Source organism: Streptomyces sp. ICC1, assembly GCF_003287935.1.
Lineage (GTDB): Bacteria > Actinomycetota > Actinomycetes > Streptomycetales > Streptomycetaceae > Streptomyces > Streptomyces tritrimontium.
In genome coordinates this window covers 3,231,582-3,251,702 of the sequence record NZ_CP030287.1, presented here as the reverse complement: position 1 = coordinate 3,251,702, position 20,121 = coordinate 3,231,582, and the positions used below count along the sequence as shown (strand labels likewise).

The window sequence follows — 20,121 nt, the reverse complement described above, 5'->3', positions numbered from 1 at the left end:
TTCCACCAGGCCCCTGATCGCCCAGCTGCAACACGTTTCGGCATCCCGTCGCACGCAGCTGAAGGGCTCGGTCGCAGCGGCGCCCGTGGTGCCGGGCGGGTGGTCGGGAGTCGCGCTGTTCGAATTATGTTCGATATGATGGTTGTATCTGGTCAGAGTGGCTGGAAAGGGGTGGTCGGTCGATCGGAGGTGGCCCGTGGGTGGCTGTGCGCACCTCCATGCCGCGAGCGGCTACTCGGCCCGCTACGGGGCCTCTCACCCATCCGACCTGGTCAAACGCGCCGCCGAGCGGGGGGTCGGCACGCTCGCGCTCACCGATCGGGACACCGTCGCCGGAGCGGTCCGCTTCGCGAAGGCGGCCGCCGGGGCGGGGATCCGGCCGGTCTTCGGGGTCGATGTCGCCGTCGCTCCGTTCGGCCCCGCAGCAGCAGGCCCGAACGGAGCAGCAGGCCCGAACGGAGCGGCAGGCCCGAACGGAGCGGCACGTCCGAACGGAGCGCCGGTCCCGAACGGAGCAGCACGCCCGAACGGAGCGACGGGCCCCGCGGCAGGGCCCCCCGCCGCTCCCGGGGGTTCCGCCCGTCCGTCCGCGGGCGGGGCGCGGACCCCGGTGCGGGGCGGTGCGCACGTCGCCGAGCCCGCCCTGCGGGTCACCCTCCTCGCGCGCGACGCCGACGGCTGGGCCCGGCTGTGCCGGCTGGTCTCCGCCGCCCACGCGGACGCCGCCGGCGGCCCGCCCGTCGTGTCCCGGCAGGTGCTGGAGCGGTACGCCGGCCAGGGACTGGTGGTCATGCTCGGACCGGTGTCCGAGCCCGTGCGGGCCCTCGCGTCCGGCCGGCCCGACCTCGCCGAGCGGCTCCTCGCCCCGTGGCGGGAGCTCGCGGGCCCGGACCTCCGGCTGGAAGTCCTCTGGTACGGACTCCCCGGCACCGGGCCGGGCTCGCTGCGGCTGGCCGCCCGCACCCTGGACCTGGCCGACCGGCTCGGCATCCCGGCGGTGCTCACCAACGCCGTCCGCTACGCCGATCCCGCCCAGCACCGCATCGCCGACGTCCTGGACGCGGCCCGCCTGCTGCGCCCGATCGACCGCCGCCGGCTGGACTGCGGAGAGCGCTGGCTGAAGGGGCCGGCCGAGATGGCCGAGGCCGCCGAGCGGATCGCCGCCGCCGCGGGAGCGCACCCGGGCTCCGGCCCCGGCCGGGCGGCGGAGCTGCTCGCGGAGACCGCGCGTACGGCAGAGCTGTGCGCCGTCGACCCGAAGGCGGACCTCGGCATCGCCGCCGGGCGGCCCGCCTTCCCCGAGCAGGAGGCGGTGGGCGCCGCCCCCGGCCCGTCCGGCGCCGCGGACCTGCTCCGCCGACGCTGCGCGGAGGGGATGTTCGCGCGCGGACTGGACCGCGACCCCCGGGCGGTCGAACGGCTGGAGTACGAGCTCGGCGTGATCGGGAAGCTGGGCTTCGAGTCCTACTTCCTGGCGGTCGCACAGGTCGTATCGGACATCCGGTCCATGGGCATCCGGGTCGCCGCCCGCGGGTCCGGCGCCGGGAGCATGGTCAACCACGCGCTCTTCATCGCCACGGCGAACCCCCTCGAACACCATCTGCTGTTCGAGCGGTTCCTCAGCGTCCGCAGGGCCTCGCTCCCCGACATCGACCTCGACGTGGAATCGGCCCGCCGGCTGGAGGTCTACGACCGGATCATCGAACGGTTCGGCACCGAGCGGGTGGCCGTCGCCGGGATGCCCGAGACGTACCGGGCCCGCCACGCCCTGCGCGACACCGGCCTCGCCCTCGGCCTGGCCCCGCAGGTCGTGGACCGGATCGCGAAGGCCTTCCCGCACATCCGGGCCTGCGACATCCGCGACGCGCTCACCACCCTGCCGGAGCTGAAGCAGCTCGCCGCGGAGGCCGGCTCGTTCGGGCCGCTGTGGGAGCTCGCCGAGGGCCTCGACGCCCTGCCGCGCGGCTACGCCATGCACCCGTGCGGCGTCATCATCTCCAACGCCTCGCTCCTGGACCGGCTGCCGGTGCAGCCGACCCCGGGCGGGAAGTACCCGATGGTCCAGGCGGACAAGCACGACGTCGAGGACCTCGGCCTCGTCAAGCTGGACGTCCTCGGGGTGCGGATGCAGTCGGCGATGGCGCACGCCGTCGCCGAGATCCGCCGCACCACCGGGCGCCAGCTCGACCTCGACAACCCCGACCACGTCCGGCTGGACGATCCCGGCGCGTTCGAGCTCATCAGGCAGGCCCGCACCGTGGGGATGTTCCAGTTGGAGAGCCCCGGCCAGCAGGACCTCGTCAGCCGGCTCCAGCCGCGCGGAGTCCAGGACGTCATCGCCGACATCAGCCTGTTCCGGCCGGGCCCGGTCAAGGGCGGCATGCCCGCCCTCTACATCGCCGCCCGCCACGGCGCCGCCCCCCGCTACCCGCACCCCGACCTGGAACCCGTGCTCGCCGACACCTACGGCGTGACCATCTGGCACGAGCAGATCATCGACATCTTCGCGGTGATGACCGGCTGCGACCGCGCGCTGGGCGAGATCGCGCGCCGCGCCCTCGCCGGACCCGGCCGGCTGCCCCGGGTGGAGGCGTGGTTCCGGCGGCAGGCTGGTGCCCGCGGTTACGGCGAGGAGGTCCTCGACGAGGTCTGGGAGATCGTCGCGGCCTTCGGCGCGTACGGGTTCTGCCGCGCGCACGCCGTCGCCTTCGCGGTGCCCGCCCTCCAGTCCGCCTGGCTCAAGGCCCACCACCCCGCCGCCCTCTACGCCGGACTGCTGGAGCACGATCCCGGGATGTGGCCGCCCCGGGTGATCGTCTCCGACGCCCGCCGCCACGGCGTGCCGGTCCTGCCCGTGGACGTCGACCGCTCCGATCCGGGACACCGCGTCGAGCGGACGCCGGACGGTACGTGGGGGGTGCGGCTCGCGCTGTCGTCGGTGAAGGGGATCAGCGAGGAGCAGACCGCGCGGATCGCCGCCGGCCGGCCCTACGCCGGCCTGCAGGACTTCTGGGAGCGGGCCCGCCCCGCGCTGCCGGTCGCCGAGCGGCTGGTCCGGATCGGAGCCCTCGACGCCCTGCGCGGGCCGCTCACCCGCCGTGACCTGCTCCTCCAGCTGTCCGAGCTCCACCGCCACACCGGGAGCCGGGCGGCAGACGGACAGCTGGCCCTCGGCGGCGAACTCGTCACCGCCGAACCCTCCGGCCTGCCGGAGATGACCAGCCGCGAGGCCCTCACCGCCGAGATCGACATCCTGTCCATCGACGTCTCCCAGCACCTGATGGAGCACCACCACCGCCTGCTCCGCGAGATCGGCGCCACCGACTCCGCCCACCTCGCGGAGATGGGCCCGGGCCGGCCGGTCCTCGTCGCGGGCGTCCGTGCCTCCACCCAGACGCCCCCGATCCCCTCGGGCAAGAGGATCATCTTCGTGACCCTGGAGGACGGCCGCGGGCTCGTCGACATCGCGTTCTTCGAGGACAGCCACGAAGCCTGCGCCCACACGGTCTTCCACTCCGGGCTGCTCCTGGTCCGGGGCACCGTCGAGGCCCGCGGCCCGCGCCGCACCGTCGTCGGGCACATGGTGTGGAACCTCGAGGAGATCGCGGCCGCGCGCCGGGACCACGGGCCCGAAGCCGCCCTCGCCCTCCTCGGCCGCGCCGACCCCGCACCCACCCCGGCCCAGGCCGCCGCCACCCCGGCACACGGCCCCGGCGCCGCGCGCACCCCCGCCGCCGGCCCCCGGGCCGTGTGCCGGGGTGGCGGCGGCCTGCGCCCTGTCTCCTATACTGTCTCCTATACTCCTCCCCGAGCCCAACGGACTGGAAGACCAACCCCGCCACCCAGATCAAGTGGGGCCTGGACTACATGAACTCCCGCTACGGCAGCCCCACCGGCGCCTGGAGCTTCTGGCAGACCCACCACTGGTACTAAGCCACCAGCGGACAGCTCACGCACGAAACGCTCGGCAGGGAATTCCCGGCCGGGCGTCTTTGCGTACGCCGGGGCCGTTCCCCGCCGGCCGATGGGGCAATCGCCTGACCGGCCTTGTCCGGAGAGATCATGAAGAACACTTCGGCATCAGACACGGCGACCGGCTCGTGGCACACGCCGGCCGGCCTGCTGAGACTGCCTGTTGAGATCGGCGGCGCCGAGACGGATGTGGTGGGCGTCGGCGGAGTGGCCGTCGCGCCTGCCGACACCCTGGTGTTTAGCGGTCGGAATTTCGGTTACACCAAGTAACTACATTCAGTCAGTACCCGACGGAAGGCAGGAACATGACCCTCGTTACCGTGCTCATCCTCGTCGCGGTCGCCGTCCTCGTGCTTCTCCTGGCGCTGGCCCCCAGCGCTCCCGCGCGGAGGAACCCGCTCCCTGGCCGTCGCCACCGGGCGACCGGCCGCCGGTCCGCCGCGGTCCGGCGGACCAAGGTTCCCGGGCAGCGCGGAATCCAGCACCACGCCCGCTGACACGGGTGCCGGGGAGGGTCCCGCGCCCGCCCCGAGGCGTCGGCCCCTGGGCGGCGCTCGCCTTCGCCGTCGGGTGGGTGTGCCGGTCGTGGAAGCGTGCGCTCTGGCTGGCGCCGGCATCGCTGGTGGTGGCGGTGGCCGCGTACCACCTGGTGAAGATGGGGCAGGGCGGCTTCCGGTCCTTCGACCTGACACTGGTGGGGAGCGCGCCGGTGGGGGGAGTCTCCCATCGACTGGGGCGGCTTCCTCGTGCACGCGCTGGTGTGGTGGGTGGCGGCCTGCCTCTTCGGCCCATTGCTGGGATGGGCCGTCCACACCACCGTCCGCGCCCGGACCACCCGCGCCTGACACCGGTGTGTGACACCGGACGACGGACAACGGCCTCGAACGGATAACGTGTTGGCCGTCCGCCGCCGAGCTGCGACGATGCCTCCGTTTCCGCAAGGGAGGATGCTTGTTCGTCTTTGTCTGCGCGGGGTGCGGAGCTGGCCTGACCACCGCGCTGTCCCAGGTCGCCCTGCCCGTCCACGCCCATCAGAAGTACGGCAACGGGACCCAACTCCCCGTGCTCATGGAGTCCGGCACGTTCGCCGTGGACCCGGAGCCCGGCGGGCCGCCGTGGCGGAGCGGGGAGGAGATCGATCCGGACGAGGCCGCGGCCCGCGGCATCTCCGCACCGGTTCATGCCCTCTCCGACGCCGTACGGGGCGCGGTCGTCATCGCACCCGGGGATGCCCGTGGCACTGCGCTGATCCCGGAGAAGGCCGGCGGCTCCTGCTGCGGCCTCGACTGGGGCGACGGCCCCAACATGGCCTGCGAGGCGTGCGGGTTGCCCGTGGCGAGCCGGATCGACGACTGTTCTCTCTGGCAGGCGGTCTGGCTCGCCCCCGACGCCGTGCGCCGCTGCCCCGTCGACGACGAGCCTGCCGCACCGCTTTCCTGGGCGGAGGCGACGGCGGCGGGGAAGGGAACACCCCCGTTCGAGCCGCTCGCCTCGTGGGGGTCGCGGCTGGGAGCGGGGCACTGGTCGAACCACCGGTGGTACTGGAGCCCGCGCTGGGAGGCGGCGGCCGGCCGCGCGCTCGCCCACCTGCTGGCGGCCTCGGAAGGCCGGCCGGTGACCGTCCCGGACGGCCTGGTCGCGGAGATGTTCCACCGCGCTCTTGACGCTTTGCTGCCCGCGGCCACGGCCGTGGCCGCGCCCGCGCGGCGCGCGGTCCTGGCGGGACCGGGGCTGCCCGGCCCCGGCCCCGACGCGGACGCGGACGCGGACGCGGAGATCCTCATCGTGCCGACCCACCCCCAGACGGGGGAGACCTGGACCCCGTCCGGCCCGGTCGGCCCCGCCGCCTCGGCATACCTGGTGCCGCTGCCGTTCGGGGTGTGGCTGTGGCTGGCCTTCCCCGAGCCGTACCCGCCCGTCCCCGCGTCGGGCGGCCTGCCCGAGGGCGTCCTCCGCGACGACTTCGACCCGCCCGCGCCGCACTCCCCCCACCTGTTCCGGGCCGACCCGGAGGTGTTCCGGAACACCCTGGTCCGGCTACCGGCCGCCCGCAGCCCGTGGCTGCGCGAGATCCTCGAGAACCTCCCGCAGCACAGGCGCTCCGGCCTCTTCTGAGGCCCTCCCCGCAACCGGGCGGCGCGATCCAGGGTGTGCCCACCAAGGGACAAAGCCCTGGACGGCACTCGCTGGAGTGGGCCAGCCTGGATGCCGTGAACGGAATCAGTGGGGGAGCGGTACTCGCCCTGGTCGGTGTCCTTCTGGGAACCATGGGCACTCTCGTGGGACAGCACCTGGCGACTCGCCTCGAGCTGCGACGCGACCTGCAACGCCGGGGCGAGAGCGAGCGTGCGGAGCGCAAGGAGGTCATCCTGATGTTTCTGGCCGCCGCACAGAAGGTCGAACTGGTGCTGGACCGCAGGAGCCTGGGCCTGCCGGCTGCCGCGGATGAACCCGAAGACCAGATCCTGCACGCGTTGTGGCTCGCGGAGAAGGCCGTCGAACTGGTCTGCCTGCACGAGGTCGCCCAAGCCGCGCGTGACTACACCGAGGCACTGCACCGGATCATCCGCGATGTGGTGGCGGACGACCGGGCGCCCACCAAGCGCGAGCGCCGCCTCGCCTTCGTGGAGCTGGCCAGGAGCGAGCTCGGCAGCGACCGCTCGCTCCCGCGGGGGAGCTGATGGCGCTGTCGGCCAAGAGGGGGATTCCGTCGTCTACGGCTCGATCAGGCCCGGAGGTCGCCGATCTCCTTCGAGGAGTGGCCTTCGGCGACGAGCTTGAGGATCTCCTCCTCGCGTGCGGTGTTCGCCCGGGCGGGCAGCGGATCCCCCTGGCGGGACCGGTCGAGGTAGTTGCGGATCAGGGTGGTCTGCGCGCCGGGACAGATGAAGGGGTCGTCCCGGATCGCCGCACGGCACGCCTCGACGAGATCCCGGTCGGCGACCGACCTGGGCACGTAGCCGGCCGCCCCGGCCTTGAGGGCCTCGAAGAAGTACTGCTCGTTGTCGTACATCGTCAGGATGAGGATCCGCAGCTCCGGCCGCAGCCGCGAGAGTTCCCGGGCGGCCTGCGGCCCGGTCATGCGGGGCATCGAGACGTCGAGTACGGCCAGGTCGATCTCCTGCGTGCGGGCCAGGGCGACGGCCTCCGCCCCGTCCCCGGCCTCGGCGACCACCGCCAGGTCCGGTTCGGAGTCCAGGATGAGCCGTACTCCCCGCCGTACGAGGGCGTGGTCGTCGGCGAGCAGGACGCGCGGCGGCCCCCGATGAAGTGCCGCACGGCGAGCGACCCGGTGGTGAACTCGGCCGTCAGCGCCCGCAGGGCGCTGTGCAGTCCCAGGTCCTCCAACACGCCCGGGCGTAGCCGGCGGGCGATGCGGCGGATCTCGTCGAGGCTGGTGCGGGTGGTCTCCCGCACCTGGTGGAGCTCCTCGCGCAACGGAGCAGGGGCACGGTCGGCGGCGTGCTTGAGCTGGAGCAGCACCGCGGTCAGGGTCTGGCCGACCTCGTCGTGGAGTTCCCGGGCGATGCGGCGGCGTTCGGCCTCCTGCGCGGAGAGGGCCTGTGCGCTGCTGGTGGCCCGCTCGGCCTCCAGCCGGCCGAGCATCGCGTTGAACGAGGTGGTCAGTTCGGCCACCTCGCCGGGCCCCTCCACGCGGGCCCGGCTGCCGGGCCGCAGCAGGTCGACCGCCGTCATCGCACGGGTCAGCCGGTCCAGGGGGGGCCAGGCCGACACGGAGTAGAACGGCGTTCGCGATCAGCATGGCGGCCAGCCCCGCGAGCAGGACGACGGCTTCGCCGAACAGGACCGGGGTGGAGACGGTGACCGGGCCGAACAGCAGCAGGACGGCCGAGACGAGCACGGCGGCGTTGAGCAGGAAGATCCGCCAGTACAGCGACATGACCGCCCCTCCCCCCCCGTTGACCCGTCCGCCTGGTAGGCGCACGCCCTTCCACCATCGCCGCAATCGCTCCCCACACCTACGGTGACCTGCGGCGGGCCTGGTGTCCCCGGTCAGCCTTCCGTGTCGCAGGGGGCCTTGTCCATCCGTGCCGACACCCATATCGCGAGGCCGCGGAGAGATGGCACGATGGCTCCGCGCCGGGGCCGGGATCCTGCCTCGCATCCACCCGGCGCCGTACCGCAGTCGAGCACAGAGCAAGGGGGGACAGAGTTGTGCCCGCTCCACGCATGAGCACCACACCGCTGCCCGGCATCGGGGTCCAGTACGACCTCACCACCCGCGAACACCGCCACCTGTCGGTCATCGCACACCGGGACGGCACCCGGACCCTGAACGTCTACCGCGCCGACGACCCCGACGCCTGCGCGCAGTCCCTGCACGTGACCGGGGCGGAGGCCGCCTCGCTGATCGACGCGCTCATGCCCGCCCACCACAGCCCCAACGTGCTGCACACCACCGACCTCGGCCTGGTGGCCGAGCGGATCGAGCTGTCGGCGCACTCGTACTGGAACGGCCGCCTGCTGGGGGAGACCCGGATGCGCACGGAGACCGGCGCCTCGATCGTCGCCGTACTCCGCCGGGCCGAAGCCCGTCCGTCCCCCGCACCGGATTTCCGGCTCGCCGGCGGGGACACCCTCATCGTGATCGGCACCCGCGAAGGCGTCGACACGGCCGCCGTGATACTCGGACGGGGGTGACGCCTGTGCACTCCGCTGTCTTCCTGATCGAGTTCGGCGCCATCATCCTCGGCCTGGGTCTGCTGGGCAGACTCGCCGGCCGCTTCCACTTCTCCCCGATACCCCTCTACCTGCTGGCGGGCCTGGCCTTCGGCAAGGGCGGGCTCCTGCCCATGGGGACGAGCGAGGAGTTCGTCGCGATCGGCGCCGAGATCGGCGTCATCCTGCTCCTGCTCATGCTGGGCCTGGAGTACACCGCCAGCGATCTGGTCTCCAACCTCAAGACCCAGTACCCCGCCGGACTGGTCGACTTCGCCCTCAACGCGCTCCCGGGCGCGATCGCCGCGCTGCTCATGGGCTGGGGGCCGGTCGCCGCCGTGGTCCTGGCCGGCGTCACCTGGATCTCCTCCTCCGGCGTCATCGCCAAGGTCATGGGAGACCTCGGGCGGATCGGCAACAGGGAGACCCCGGTCATCCTCAGCATCCTGGTCCTCGAGGACCTGGCCATGGCCGTCTACCTGCCCATCGTCACCGCGCTGCTGGCCGGCGTCAGCCTCGCGGCCGGGAGTCTGACGCTGGCCATCGCGCTCGGCGTCGCGGGCGCGGTGCTGTTCGTCGCCGTCCGGTACGGGCGGCTCATCTCCCGGTTCGTCTCCAGCGACGACCCCGAGAAACTCCTCCTGGTCGTCCTCGGGCTGACGCTGCTGGTGGCCGGGATCGCCCAGCAGCTCCAAGTTTCCGCGGCCGTCGGTGCGTTCCTGGTCGGCATCGCACTGTCCGGCGAGGTCGCCGAAGGCGCGCACACCCTCCTCAGTCCGCTGCGCGACCTGTTCGCCGCCGTCTTCTTCGTCTTCTTCGGCCTCCACACCGACCCCGCCAGCATTCCGCCCGTGCTCCTGCCCGCCCTCGCCCTCGCCGTGGTCACCGCGCTCACGAAGATCGCGACCGGCTACTGGGCCGCCCGGCGGGCCGGGATCGGGAGGAACGGGCGGTGGCGGGCCGGCGGTGCCCTCGTCGCCCGCGGCGAGTTCTCCATCGTCATCGCCGGCCTCGCCGTCACCTCCGGCATCGAACCCGCGCTCGGCCCGCTGGCCACCGCCTACGTCCTGATCCTCGTCGTCGCGGGCCCCCTCACCGCCCGCTACACCGAACCCCTCGCCGTCTGGTTCACCAGCCGGCGGACCGCCAAAGCCCCCTCCCTGGGCGGGATACCGGCGCCCGCGAAGTCACCGGAGTCGGTCGAGGACCAGGACGCGGTGGGCCGCACCTGAAGGGAGACGGCCTGGGCACGGCCTGGGCACGGCCTGGGCACGGCCTGGGCACGGCCTCGGCACGGCCCGGGCCGCCGGAGGTCAGGGACCGGCGAGGTCTTCCGGCGTCAGGCTCCGGTAAGCGGCACGGGCGGCGGCGATGCGACCGATGACGGTTCCCGTGCTCGCCGCCGCCAGAAGGCATCCGAGGCGGCCCAGGTCGTAGCCCGTCGCCCACGTCAACTCGCCCATGGGCGGGGTGGCGAAGCCGTTGAGGATGAGCCAGCAGACCAGGGCGGTACCCGGCGCCGCGATGAGCCGGGCTCCGGTGCGCAACGCGGCGGCGAGGCCCGACAGCACGAGCAGATCGATCGCCGGGTCGCCCTGGCCGTTGAGGTAGTTCAGCGCGGTGACCAGGACGAGCGCCGCGACACCGGCGACCGCCCACACGGAAGGGGCGGCGACGGCGTACGGCACGGGCTTGACACCGGAACTGAGTAACCGCCACTGCACCATGCGCATGCCTTCCGCCCTTGCCCCCGCTGTTGGGAACCCAGACATGATGCCCGACCCCGAAGCATCCTGGCGGTGGCGGTGGCGGTGGCGGTGGCGGTGGCGGTGTCAGGGGCAGGGGCGGCTCAGCGCGAAAGCGACGGCACTTCCTACCAGGGGAACCGGCCGCACAGCCAGTTGCCCGGTTCCGCCGGGTCGTCGCTCATCCAGAACTGCCGCCACAGCAGGGCGAACTCCTCACGGCTGAGGTGCCCGTCGCCGTTCAGGTCGAGCAGTTCGAAGACGCCCACCATGTCCGCGGGCTGTCCGTTCCAGGTCTCGACGAGCCGGAGGTGTTCCTCCGGGGAGATGCGGCCGTCGCCGTTGGAGTCCACGGCGGCGAACACGGTGTCGGCGGTCGCGGTGACCTCCGCGACCATCGCGGGCAGCCTGTCGACGAGGGAGAGCAGCTCGCCCATGTCGACGGCCCCGTCCCCGTTCGCGTCCCCCGCTTCGAGGAGTGCCGCCCACCAGCCCATCAGCAGCGCCTCCACCCGCACGCGCAGCTCGGTCCCGGGACCCACTCCCGGCAGCCGGCTCCAGCGGTCGACGAGTGCCGTGAAGTCCTCCTCGCGCAGGTAGCCGTCGCCGTCCGCGTCGAACGCGGCGAACATCCCCCTGAGCTTGCGCTCCTGAAACGCGCTGGCCATGACCGGCCTCCCTCGTGACGGAACCGAACCACCAACCACCAACCACCAACCACCAACCACCAACCACCAACCACGACCAGGCACAGCCGACTTGCCCGGCCAGTGGCGGACAGCGCGTAACTATAGGTCGGGGCGCGCCCCCGCCCCCACGGGCACATGTGGACGAACCGTCACCCCCGCCCGGCCGACCGGCGCACGAGGTTCAGAGGCCGCCTTCAGCCTTCAGCGCAGACCGAGCAGCATCACGTCGAGGACGTCCGCCCCCTCGCCCCGTGGCCGCGCCTCGCCGATCTTGAGGTAACCCCACGCCCGGTAGGCGGCGGACGCCACCTCGCTCGCCGGGTTGACGTTCAGCAGCACCCGCTCGGCTCCGATGCCGTCGAGCAGCGTCTCGTGCAGACGCCGCGCGACACCCTGTCCGCGCCACGGTCCGCGCACGGCGAGTTCCATGAGCCCGAAGGTGCGGTGCCCGTCCTCGCGCCGCACGTCGTCGGGCACGGGCCCGGTCAGCTCGTCCCACCACACCGTGTCGGGCGCGAGCGGAAAGCCGTACGCCATGCCGATCGGCTCGCCGCCCTCGGTCCGGGCCAAGGCCGCGCGAAAGGCGCGCTTGCGCGCCTGTACGGGGAAGCGGCGGAAGGCGGCGGCGACGTCGTCCGCGGTCTCGTCGTACGGAGGCTCCGCGAACGCTTCGGCGTAGATCAGCTCGAACGCGTCCCGGGCCTGCACGGCGGTCGCTCCGTCCATGCTCTCCATCGTGATGATCCCCCGCCGCGGGGCGTGGGGGTGGCTCGTGTGAACGCGCGGCTCTGGCATCTCCGCAGGCTGCCACAGCCCCCGGGGCGGAGTCGCACGATTATCCGCCGCAGCTGCAGCGGCAGTTCTCGCGAGGGTCGGATGCGGGGTCGGGCCGGCGCCGGAGTACGAGCAGGGCCACCGCGATCTTCACGCCGGTCGAGATCGTCAGGGCCTGGAGGAACGGCATGCCCATGAGCCACAGGGCCACCGTCATGACCGTGAGCACCAAGAACGCCGGTACCAGATGGGTCCGCCTGATCGCGGTCCGCAGGTGTCCGGCTCGGCTCGGATGGCGATCCACCGTACCGCCCGGGCGTGCGGTGACGCCTTCCTCCTCGGCTTGCGGCATTGGCTGCTGCCCTTCGCTCGCGCTCGTCCCCGACAGCGAGTCTCGGGTGCGCCCGGGCCGGCTGCCACTGCTGCCGCTCGTCCCCGCCGCCATCCGAGGTACAGGTTCACCTCACCGGGCCAGGCACGCGCCGTCCCCGGAGCCGGTCGGTTTCCTTCCGGTGGAGATTTCGTGAAACGTCGGGCGCCGGGTCCACAAGGGGCGGAGCGTACCGAGCACGGCCCGGACGAAACGGGTCAACGGCATCGGATCACCAGGAGATGCGGATGAAGCGATTCACGAAGCGGTTACGCAAGCCACAGGTGTGGGGCGTCGGTGTGATGGCGCTGCTCCTCGGTCTGATTGCTTCCCCCACCGCCCAGGCGGCGCCGGCCGCGGCCCCCGCCGCCGCGGAGTGCACGGGCAGCTGGGACGGCCGCACCTATTGGGCCAAGAGTCCGGCGGGGCGCAACGGGGGCGGCTACGCACGTACCTACTGGAACGGTTCGACCAAGCAGAACTGCGTGAAGTTCTGGTCCAGCCCCTACGACGGCCTCGCCTCGCGCATCACCCTGGTGCTCCTCGACGAGGGCGGCGACTACTCCATCGACCCGCCGAAGGAGCACCCGGCCAACTACCACTACTTCGCCGGGCCGCTGAACACCTGGTTCGACTCGACGGGCCAATGCATCAGGGTGAGCGGCTCGCTGGTCCGGGGCGGAGTGACCTACAGCCTCGACACCGGGCCGATCCGCTGCGGCTGATCCGCGGGCGGCAGCTCGATCCGGGCGGTGAGTCCGCCGCCCGGGTTCGCCGTGGCGGTGACCGTGCCGTGGTGGGCCGTGACGATCGACTGGACGATCGCGAGGCCGAGCCCGTGTCCCGTGCGGTCGCTGCTGACCCGGGACCGGGCCCGGTAGAAGGGCTCGAAGAGCCGGTCCACGATGTCCTCGTCCACCTGCGGGCCGGTGTTGTCGACCTCGACCACCACGCCCTCCTCCCGGTGGACGGCCAGCTGCACTGAGCCCCCGGCGACGTTGTGGGTGAGGGCGTTGTCGAGCAGGTTCAGCAGCAGCTGCCGCAGCAGCGTGGCGCTTCCGGTGACCTCGCAGCCCGCCTCGATCTCCGTGTCGAGACGGATGTCGTACGCGGCCGCCCGCTCGACCCGTTCGGCGACGACCCGGACCGCGAGCGCGGCGAGGTCCACCGGAGCGGGGTCGAAGGGTGCCGTCCGGTCCGCGGTGGCCAGGTCGAGCAAGGCCCGTACGACGTGGATGTTGCGCTCGTTGGTCTCCCACAGCATCGGGACCAGTTCCGCGAACTCCTCGCCCGTGGGGTCATCGCCCGCGACCTGGAGCAGGGTCCGGGTGGTGGCCAGCGGGGTGAGCAGCTCGTGCGAGGCGTTCGCGGCGAACCGCTGGTGCGCGGCGAAGGACTCCTCCAGGCGGGCCAGCATGCCGTCGAAGGTGTCGGCCAGCTGCTTGAGCTCGTCCGCGGGCCCCTCGGCGTTGATGCGGTCCCGCAGATTGCCGTTCGCGGCCCGTGCCGCGGCCTCGCTGATGGTGTGCAGCGGGGCGAGCAGGCGTTTGGAGAGGATCCAGCCGGCGCCGAGTCCGAGGGCCATCACCAGGAGCACCCCGCCGACGGAGAAGGTGAGGACGGTGGACCACACCTCCTCCTTCGTGGTGATGTCCGCCGGGGTGCCGGTTTTCAGGCCATCGGCTTTCAGGAGATCGGCTTTCTGGCCATCGGTCTGCCGGCCATCGGCTTTCTGGCCCTCGGTGGGCGTCGGGCAGGCGATGTCCCCCGGGCCGGTGAGGGGCGTGGCCCCGGGCGGGGTGCAGGCCCGCGGCGGCACGGAACCGGCGGGGACCTCCACCGTGCGGGTGAGGTCGTAGGTCGGGACGAAGCGCATGCCGACGTAGATGATCGTGACCATGAGCGCGCCGCACACGCCGAGCGCGCCCGCGAAACCGAGGAAGAGCCGGCCGTGGATGCTCAGCGACCGCCGTCCGGGCTCGCGCGCCGGCGGCCGCCTCACTCGGTGCCCAGGTAGTAGCCGGAGCTGATCGCGGTGTGCACCAGCTGCGGTTCGCCGAGCTTCTTGCGCAGGGTGTGCACGACGAGCCGGGCCGCGTTGGTGAGGGGGTCGGTGTGTGCGTCCCAGGCCTTGTCGAGGAGGTACTGGGCGCTGAGCACACCGCCCTCGGCGCGCATCAGCAGTTCCAGTACGGCCAGTTCCTTGCGGGTGAGCCGGATCTCGGTGCCCGCGCGCGTGACCCGCTGGCGGTGGGTGTCGAATTCGATGTCGGCGAAGGCGAGGACCGGCGCGTGCACCATCGGGCTGCGCCGGTACAGGGCCCTGAGCCGGGCGACCAGTTCGGGAAAGTCGAAAGGCTTGGCGAGGTAGTCGTCGGCGCCCAGCCCCAGGCCCTCGACCTTGTCGCCGAGGCGCCCGGCGGCGGTCAGCATCAGCACCCGGCACCCGAGCCGCATCGCGACGATCCGGCGGCACACCTCGTCCCCGTGGACCCCGGGCAGATCACGGTCGAGGACCACGGCGTCGTAGTCGTAGACGGCCACCCGCTCCAGGGCCGTCGCCCCGTCGTGCACCACGTCCACCGCGATGGCCTCCCGGCGCAGGCCCATCTCCAGGGCCCGTGCCATGTACTGCTCGTCCTCCACCACCAGCACGCGCACGCGCGACAACCTTTTCTTTTCATTAATTCACCGGGGCATTTCCCGTGCTCCGCCACCGGTATCGACCTCGTACCGGATCCGTCTTATCAAACGGCACATTTGATCCGTGTATGAAACACATGGCGCTGCCGGAAATCGCATACACCGCTCAAAACACGGCGTTCGTAGCGTGGCGTCCATGAATCTGTTCAAGCGAGCCTGGTGGCGGCTGTGGGGCCATCTGGGCAAGACGGTGATGCTGGTCGGCCTCTTCTTCGTCATCTGCACCCTGGTCCTGTCCGGGTTCCTGATCCAGTCGGCCGCGGCACGCGCCGCCGAGTCGGCGAAGAGCAGCGTGGGCGCGGTGGCCACGATGCAGCTGGACCTGAACGCCCTGATCAACTCGGGGAAGTCACAGAAACCGGAGGCGGGGCAGGGCGGCACGATCGGCGCCGAGGGTGACCTGAGCCGCGGGCTGGTGGACAAGATCTGCACGTCCTCGGTGGTGGCGCAGTGCAACTACTCCAAGGACGGTGTCGCGGCCCCCACGGGCCAGGTCAAGCTCCACCAGCCGGTTCCGGGGCCGGCCGGCCAGGACAGCGGGGGAGTGGACTTCTTCAAGGCGGACGGGGTCCGCGACCTGGACTCGGTCTCCGCGTTCCGCAACGGCGAATCGAAGATCATCGCCGGTTCCGGAATCGCGCCGGACACCAAGAACGACATCGTCGTCATCGAGGAGCGGGTGGCCAAGGACAACAACCTCAAGGTCGGCGACAAGGTCAAGCTCAACGCCAACATCCAGAATCCGGACGGCCGGCTGGGCACCAAGGAGATGGACTTCACCGTCGGCGGCATCTACACGAACGGCATCCCCGACCCCCGCGCGTACGTCCCGCCGATGGCGGCCCCCTCGAACCAGATCTACGTCAGCCCGGACGGCGCGACCCGCCTCGACGGCAAGGAACCGGGCGCTGACGGCGGCGTCCTCAAGCAGGCCACCTTCACCCTGCGCGACCCCGGCGACCTGGACAAGCTGAAGCAGGACGCGAAGGCGGCCGGAGCCGACCTCAAGATCTTCCCGCTGACCGTCAACGACAAGCAGTACAAGACCCTGGTCGGCCCCATCAACAAGACGGCCGACTTCGCCTCCATCACGGTCTGGCTGGTCGCCGTCGCCGGCACCATCATCCTCGCCCTGATCATCGCGTCCAACCTGCGCGAACGGCGCAAGGAACTGGGCATTCTGCTCTCGCTCGGCGAGAAGAAGCCCAAGCTGCTCGGCCAGCACCTGGTCGAGGTGGTGGCCTGCGCGGTCCTGGCGATCGGCTTCGCCGCCGCGGGCAGCCAGCTCCTCTCCCGGGCCATCGGCGACCAACTGCTGTCCGGCGAGGTCTCCTCCGCCAACGACCGGGCCGCGAACGAGGCCAACAAGCCCGACCCCTCCGACCCCACGGGCGGCGCGAACAAGAGCGACCAGCCGCAGGTCAAGCCCATCGACTCGATGGACATCCGGCTCGGCCCCGCCGACATAGGCAAGGTCGGCGCCACCGGGCTCGGCATCGCCGTCCTGGCCACGCTCGTCCCCGGCGCCCGCGTACTGCGCCTCAACCCGCGCGACATCCTGACGAAGGGCGACTGACGTGACCACCCCGATCCTCGAACTCAAAGACCTCAGCCGCGCCTACCAGAGCGGAAACCGCCGGCGCACGGTCCTCAAGGGCGTCAACTACGCCTTCGAGGCCGGCCGGATGTACGCCGTGATCGGCCCCTCCGGCAGCGGCAAGACCACCCTGCTCTCCCTGGCCAGCGGCCTCGACTCGCCCACCACGGGCAGCATCCGCTTCCAGGGCCAGGACGTCGCCCGGCTGGGCCTGGGCCGGTACCGCAACCGCCATGTGGCCACGGTCTTCCAGTCCCTGAACCTGCTCACCTACATGACCGCCGTGCAGAACATCACCTCCGCGATGGAGATCACCGGAGTGAAGGGCGTCAACAGGAAGCGGCGTGCCGTCGAACTCCTCGACCTCCTCGGCATCGAGAGGTCCGATCAGAACCGCCGAACGCTCCAGATCTCCGGCGGCCAGCAGCAGCGAGTCGCCATCGCCAGGGCCCTGGCCTGCGAGGTCGACGTCCTCTGCGCCGACGAACCGACCGGCAGCCTCGACCACGAGACGGCCGCCGGCATCATCGAGGTGTTCCGGAAGCTGGCCCACGACGAGGGCAAGTGCGTGATCGTGGTGACCCACTCGCGGGAGGTCGCGAACGCCTGCGACGAGGTCCTGCAGCTGAAGCGGGGCAAGCTCATGACCGTGTGAGCGGCGGGGCCACCGAGGCCCGCCCCCTCGCGAGGTCAGCCGACCGGTGCCATGTCGTACGTGACCCACATGGTGCGGGTGGCCACCTGGTCGTACTTGGCCCGGGCGCGGTGGTTGTCGTCGGCGGTGATCCAGCGGACCACGCTCCAGCCGCGGTCGGCCGCGATCTCGCGCAAGGCCGTGAGCAGGCGGTCCGCGGCGCCGGAGCCGCGGTGCGCAGGATCGACGAACAGGTCGTCCAGGTAGCAGCCGGTGGTGGCCGACAGGGGGCGGGCGAACGGGCGGTAGTGGGCGAGGCCGATCAGCCGGCCGTCACCGTCCTCGGCGACGAGGGCGCTCACCTCGTGCGCGGGGTCGTTCACCCACGCCCACACGCGTTCGGCGGCTTCCTCGGTCTGCTCGACCCGGTAGAAGTCCGCGTAGCCGCGGTACAGCGCGCGCCACTGCGGGAAGTCCCCGTCGCGGACTTCACGGACGGTGATGGTTGTCGACATGATGCGTACTTTCTTCGTCGGGAACGGCCCTTCCCAAAGGATCATGCCTGACGCGCCTCCGCGGAACGTACCCGTACCGCTCCCGGCGGCGGTAGGGATCCCGGCGGCCGGGTGCCTTGACAGTCGAAGTGATTAGCCGCCATATTACTTCCATGACGAGGGACGGCAGCGACAGTGAGGCGCCCACGCTGGACCAGGCCAGGCGGCAGGTCGAGCACTACGGCTTGGAGGTCGATCCGCAGGCGGTACTGGTCGCGGTGCGGCTGATCTCGGCAGGCGCGAGGGTCGGCCGGGCGACCGAGGCGCACTTCGCCAGGTTCGGCCTGTCGACGGGGCGCTACCGCGTGCTCGCCGACCTCGAAGACCACGGCGGGGAGAAGTCCCCCTCGCACCTCGCCGCCGACCTCGACGTCTCCAGGGCCACGGTCACCGGCCTGCTGGACGGCCTCGAACGCGAAGGCCTGGTCGCCCGCCGCCCGTCCACGGAGGACGGCCGCGGCACGGTGGCCGTCCTGACCGCGCGCGGGGCGCAGCGCCTGCGCGACATGGCACCCGAGCACTTCGGACGGCTCGAGGCGATGGTGGGCGGGCTCTCCGCCGAGGAGCGCGCGGTGTTCCTGGACCTGCTCGCCCGCGTCGTGCGGGGGAGTGCGGCCCTGACCGCCGACTGACCCGGCTCCCGATCAATGTTGGCCCCGCCCTCCGGGCAGGGCCTCCTTTTCGGGGTAATGGTTAGCCGCCTAATCAACCTGGTGGCCCTGGCTCCGCCACAACCCTTCGCACCTCACGCGATCGAGAAAGAGGCCCGGCATGACCGCAACGAAGGACAGAACGAAGGACAGAACGAAGGGCAGAGCGAACCGAGACCGAGCAGCCTCCCGGCCGGCGCGAAAGTCCCGGCCATCCCGGCCACCCCGGCCCTTCGCCCTGTGGCGCGAGGTACTGACCGCCTACGCCGCCCCCGCGCTGACGGCCGGGGCCGCCGGAGCCCTCACCGGGCAGCGGGACCTGGTCGTGGCCGCCTGCACCTCCATCGCCGGCACCTCCGCCGTGGTGGCGTTCCTCGTCGGAGCCTGGCTGCGGCACGGCGGGCAGCCCCGGCGGTGGACCGTCAGCACGCCGCGCATCGCCCTGACCGCCGTACTCGTCATCACCGTCGCCGGCGCGGCGGCCCTGCTGGGATGGTGCACCACCCAGTGGTTGCCCGCCCACACCCCGATGCCCGCCACCCCGTGGCTGGAGCGCCTGCGCATCGACCTGCCCGTCTCCGCGGCCCTCGCCACCACCATCGTCACCCTGCGCTGGCGCACCACGACCACCACGACCCCCACCACCACCAAGGCAGCCTCCCGGACATGACCGGGGCCCCCACGAGTCCAAGCCCGACCGAGCCCACCCCGCCGGCATCAGCCGCCGGGAGGCCAGGCCACCAAAGGAATGAGCACACGATGATCGTCGTCATGGGAGCGACCGGAGCGACCGGGAACGCCCTGCTCCACAGCCTCCTCGCGCTCGGTGCCCCCGTTCGCGCGCTGACCCGCACCCCGCACATCGCGATCCCCGGCCTGGGCGGCGTACACCGACCGCCCGTCGAGGTCCAGTACGCCGATGCCACTGACCCCCACTCCCTGCGTACCGCCTTCAATGGCGCCGACCAGCTCTTCCTCGCCATGGCCAACAGCCCCGTACAGGTCGAACTCGAAACCCGCGTCATCGACACGGCCGCCCGCGCCGGCATCGGACACATCGTCAAGATCTCCGCACCCGCCGCCGAGCCCGACTCCCCGGTCGCCGTCTCCCGCGGACACCACGCCATCGAGGAACACCTGCGCGCCGCCGGCCTCACCCACACCATCCTGCGCCCCTACGCGTTCACGCAGAACCTCCTGCGCCTGGCCCCCACCGTCGCCCAGGGCGTCATCCTCGGCACGACGGGCGACGCACCCTGCAACCACGTCGACTGCCGGGACATAGGCGATGTCGCCGCCGCCGCCCTCACCAGGCCCGACGTCGCGGGCGGCACCTACACCCTGACCGGCCCCGAAGCCGTCTCGTACCCCGAACTCGCCTCGCGACTGACCGCCCTGACCGGCAACCGGATCCGCCACGTCAACCTCACCCCGGACGAACTGCGCGCCCACCTCGTCCGCGACGCCCACATGCCCGCCTGGCTCGCCGACCACGTGACGGAGATCCAGCAACTCGCCGTCACCCGACCCGAAACCCCCACCACCACCGTCACTGACATCCTCGGCCGCCCGCCCCGCACCGTCGACGCCTTCCTCCACGAACACCGCGCCCACTTCGGCGGCTAAGGGCTGTCCCGTAATCCCCGGCGGGCGCACGACGACAGCTACGGCGCCTCGCCGCGTTGTCGGAACGCCCGGATACGCCCAGTATGCGGACGCTCCTCCGCCTTGCGATGCACCGCATCTGACGCCG

Annotated in this window: 19 protein-coding genes and 4 pseudogenes; 14 read left to right on the top strand and 9 right to left on the bottom strand. The window is 72.0% G+C overall.

Annotated elements, in window-relative coordinates; all coding sequences use genetic code 11:
- The first annotated feature begins 157 nt into the window (after positions 1 to 157).
- From dnaE to DRB96_RS44600, 6 genes and pseudogenes are all read left to right on the top strand, one after another.
- Positions 158 to 3,871: a DNA polymerase III subunit alpha gene (gene dnaE, locus DRB96_RS15440; RefSeq protein ID WP_343234522.1), complete on the top strand. Its 3,714-nt coding sequence runs from the start codon at positions 158 to 160 to the stop codon at positions 3,869 to 3,871.
- Positions 3,817 to 3,933: pseudogene (locus DRB96_RS44605) on the top strand (lytic transglycosylase domain-containing protein); the annotation flags it as partial. The gene dnaE and the pseudogene DRB96_RS44605, both read left to right, overlap by 55 nt.
- 131 nt (positions 3,934 to 4,064) lie before the next feature.
- Positions 4,065 to 4,194, top strand: a pseudogene (locus DRB96_RS15430) (GNAT family N-acetyltransferase); the annotation flags it as partial.
- 83 nt (positions 4,195 to 4,277) lie between these two features.
- Positions 4,278 to 4,469 (top strand): hypothetical protein, encoded by a 192-nt coding sequence (locus DRB96_RS15425; RefSeq protein WP_112448991.1) that lies wholly within the window; start codon positions 4,278 to 4,280, stop codon positions 4,467 to 4,469.
- 454 nt (positions 4,470 to 4,923) lie between these two features.
- Positions 4,924 to 6,087 carry a hypothetical protein gene (locus DRB96_RS15420; RefSeq protein WP_112448990.1) on the top strand — a complete coding sequence of 388 codons (1,164 nt, stop codon included), beginning with the start codon at positions 4,924 to 4,926 and terminating at the stop codon, positions 6,085 to 6,087.
- Between the two features lie 95 nt (positions 6,088 to 6,182).
- Positions 6,183 to 6,653 (top strand): hypothetical protein, encoded by a 471-nt coding sequence (locus tag DRB96_RS44600; RefSeq protein ID WP_239516561.1) that lies wholly within the window; start codon positions 6,183 to 6,185, stop codon positions 6,651 to 6,653.
- Here the strand turns inward: DRB96_RS44600 and DRB96_RS44595 are convergent.
- A pseudogene (locus tag DRB96_RS44595) lies at positions 6,629 to 7,219 on the bottom strand (response regulator transcription factor); the annotation flags it as partial. The gene DRB96_RS44600 and the pseudogene DRB96_RS44595 sit on opposite strands and share 25 nt — an antisense overlap.
- 23 nt (positions 7,220 to 7,242) lie before the next feature.
- Positions 7,243 to 7,873: pseudogene (locus tag DRB96_RS44590) on the bottom strand (histidine kinase); the annotation flags it as partial.
- Between the two features lie 290 nt (positions 7,874 to 8,163).
- Here DRB96_RS44590 and DRB96_RS15410 point away from each other — a divergent pair.
- Both DRB96_RS15410 and DRB96_RS15405 read left to right on the top strand, forming a co-directional pair.
- Positions 8,164 to 8,634 (top strand): TrkA C-terminal domain-containing protein, encoded by a 471-nt coding sequence (locus DRB96_RS15410; protein ID WP_112448989.1) that lies wholly within the window; start codon positions 8,164 to 8,166, stop codon positions 8,632 to 8,634.
- Between the two features lie 5 nt (positions 8,635 to 8,639).
- Complete coding sequence (locus DRB96_RS15405) at positions 8,640 to 9,884, top strand: cation:proton antiporter (protein ID WP_112448988.1); 1,245 nt, start codon at positions 8,640 to 8,642, stop codon at positions 9,882 to 9,884.
- A gap of 81 nt (positions 9,885 to 9,965) precedes the next feature.
- Here the strand turns inward: DRB96_RS15405 and DRB96_RS15400 are convergent, their stop codons facing one another.
- The 4 genes from DRB96_RS15400 to DRB96_RS42965 form a co-directional block, all read right to left on the bottom strand.
- Positions 9,966 to 10,385: a hypothetical protein gene (locus DRB96_RS15400; RefSeq protein WP_343234521.1), complete on the bottom strand. Its 420-nt coding sequence runs from the start codon at positions 10,383 to 10,385 to the stop codon at positions 9,966 to 9,968.
- 140 nt (positions 10,386 to 10,525) lie between these two features.
- Positions 10,526 to 11,065, bottom strand: a complete 540-nt coding sequence (locus DRB96_RS15395) for an EF-hand domain-containing protein (RefSeq protein ID WP_112448987.1) — start codon at positions 11,063 to 11,065, stop codon at positions 10,526 to 10,528.
- Positions 11,066 to 11,287: 222 nt separating this feature from the next.
- Complete coding sequence (locus tag DRB96_RS15390) at positions 11,288 to 11,812, bottom strand: GNAT family N-acetyltransferase (RefSeq protein WP_112453438.1); 525 nt, start codon at positions 11,810 to 11,812, stop codon at positions 11,288 to 11,290.
- Between the two features lie 109 nt (positions 11,813 to 11,921).
- Positions 11,922 to 12,077 (bottom strand): hypothetical protein, encoded by a 156-nt coding sequence (locus DRB96_RS42965; RefSeq protein ID WP_162688850.1) that lies wholly within the window; start codon positions 12,075 to 12,077, stop codon positions 11,922 to 11,924.
- A 401-nt stretch (positions 12,078 to 12,478) separates the two neighbouring features.
- On the opposite strand from DRB96_RS42965, the gene DRB96_RS15380 reads away from it, so the two are divergent.
- Complete coding sequence (locus DRB96_RS15380; RefSeq protein WP_239516490.1) at positions 12,479 to 12,955, top strand: hypothetical protein; 477 nt, start codon at positions 12,479 to 12,481, stop codon at positions 12,953 to 12,955.
- Here the strand turns inward: DRB96_RS15380 and DRB96_RS15375 are convergent.
- Positions 12,919 to 14,232: a HAMP domain-containing sensor histidine kinase gene (locus tag DRB96_RS15375; protein WP_112448985.1), complete on the bottom strand. Its 1,314-nt coding sequence runs from the start codon at positions 14,230 to 14,232 to the stop codon at positions 12,919 to 12,921. The genes DRB96_RS15380 and DRB96_RS15375 overlap by 37 nt on opposite strands.
- The gene (locus tag DRB96_RS15370) at positions 14,229 to 14,891 is read right to left on the bottom strand and encodes a response regulator transcription factor (protein ID WP_112448984.1); all 663 of its coding nucleotides are present in this window, start codon (positions 14,889 to 14,891) and stop codon (positions 14,229 to 14,231) included. The genes DRB96_RS15375 and DRB96_RS15370 overlap by 4 nt, the downstream gene beginning before the upstream one ends.
- A gap of 178 nt (positions 14,892 to 15,069) precedes the next feature.
- Here DRB96_RS15370 and DRB96_RS15365 point away from each other — a divergent pair, with 178 nt between their 5' ends.
- Together DRB96_RS15365 and DRB96_RS15360 are read left to right on the top strand one after the other, a co-directional pair.
- Positions 15,070 to 16,509 carry an ABC transporter permease gene (locus DRB96_RS15365; RefSeq protein ID WP_112448983.1) on the top strand — a complete coding sequence of 480 codons (1,440 nt, stop codon included), beginning with the start codon at positions 15,070 to 15,072 and terminating at the stop codon, positions 16,507 to 16,509.
- A gap of 1 nt (position 16,510) precedes the next feature.
- Positions 16,511 to 17,185 carry an ABC transporter ATP-binding protein gene (locus tag DRB96_RS15360; protein ID WP_112448982.1) on the top strand — a complete coding sequence of 225 codons (675 nt, stop codon included), beginning with the start codon at positions 16,511 to 16,513 and terminating at the stop codon, positions 17,183 to 17,185.
- Positions 17,186 to 17,220: 35 nt separating this feature from the next.
- Here the strand turns inward: DRB96_RS15360 and DRB96_RS15355 are convergent, their stop codons facing one another.
- Positions 17,221 to 17,679 (bottom strand): GNAT family N-acetyltransferase, encoded by a 459-nt coding sequence (locus tag DRB96_RS15355; RefSeq protein ID WP_112448981.1) that lies wholly within the window; start codon positions 17,677 to 17,679, stop codon positions 17,221 to 17,223.
- Between the two features lie 152 nt (positions 17,680 to 17,831).
- On the opposite strand from DRB96_RS15355, the gene DRB96_RS15350 reads away from it, so the two are divergent.
- The 3 genes from DRB96_RS15350 (at position 17,832) to DRB96_RS15340 (ending at position 19,994) form a co-directional block, all read left to right on the top strand.
- Positions 17,832 to 18,350 (top strand): MarR family transcriptional regulator, encoded by a 519-nt coding sequence (locus tag DRB96_RS15350; protein ID WP_112448980.1) that lies wholly within the window; start codon positions 17,832 to 17,834, stop codon positions 18,348 to 18,350.
- 139 nt (positions 18,351 to 18,489) lie between these two features.
- Positions 18,490 to 19,038: a hypothetical protein gene (locus DRB96_RS15345; protein ID WP_239517911.1), complete on the top strand. Its 549-nt coding sequence runs from the start codon at positions 18,490 to 18,492 to the stop codon at positions 19,036 to 19,038.
- 101 nt (positions 19,039 to 19,139) lie between these two features.
- On the top strand, positions 19,140 to 19,994 hold the full coding sequence (locus tag DRB96_RS15340; RefSeq protein ID WP_343234520.1) for an NmrA family NAD(P)-binding protein: 855 nt from the start codon (positions 19,140 to 19,142) through the stop codon (positions 19,992 to 19,994).
- The last annotated feature ends 127 nt before the right edge of the window (positions 19,995 to 20,121 follow it).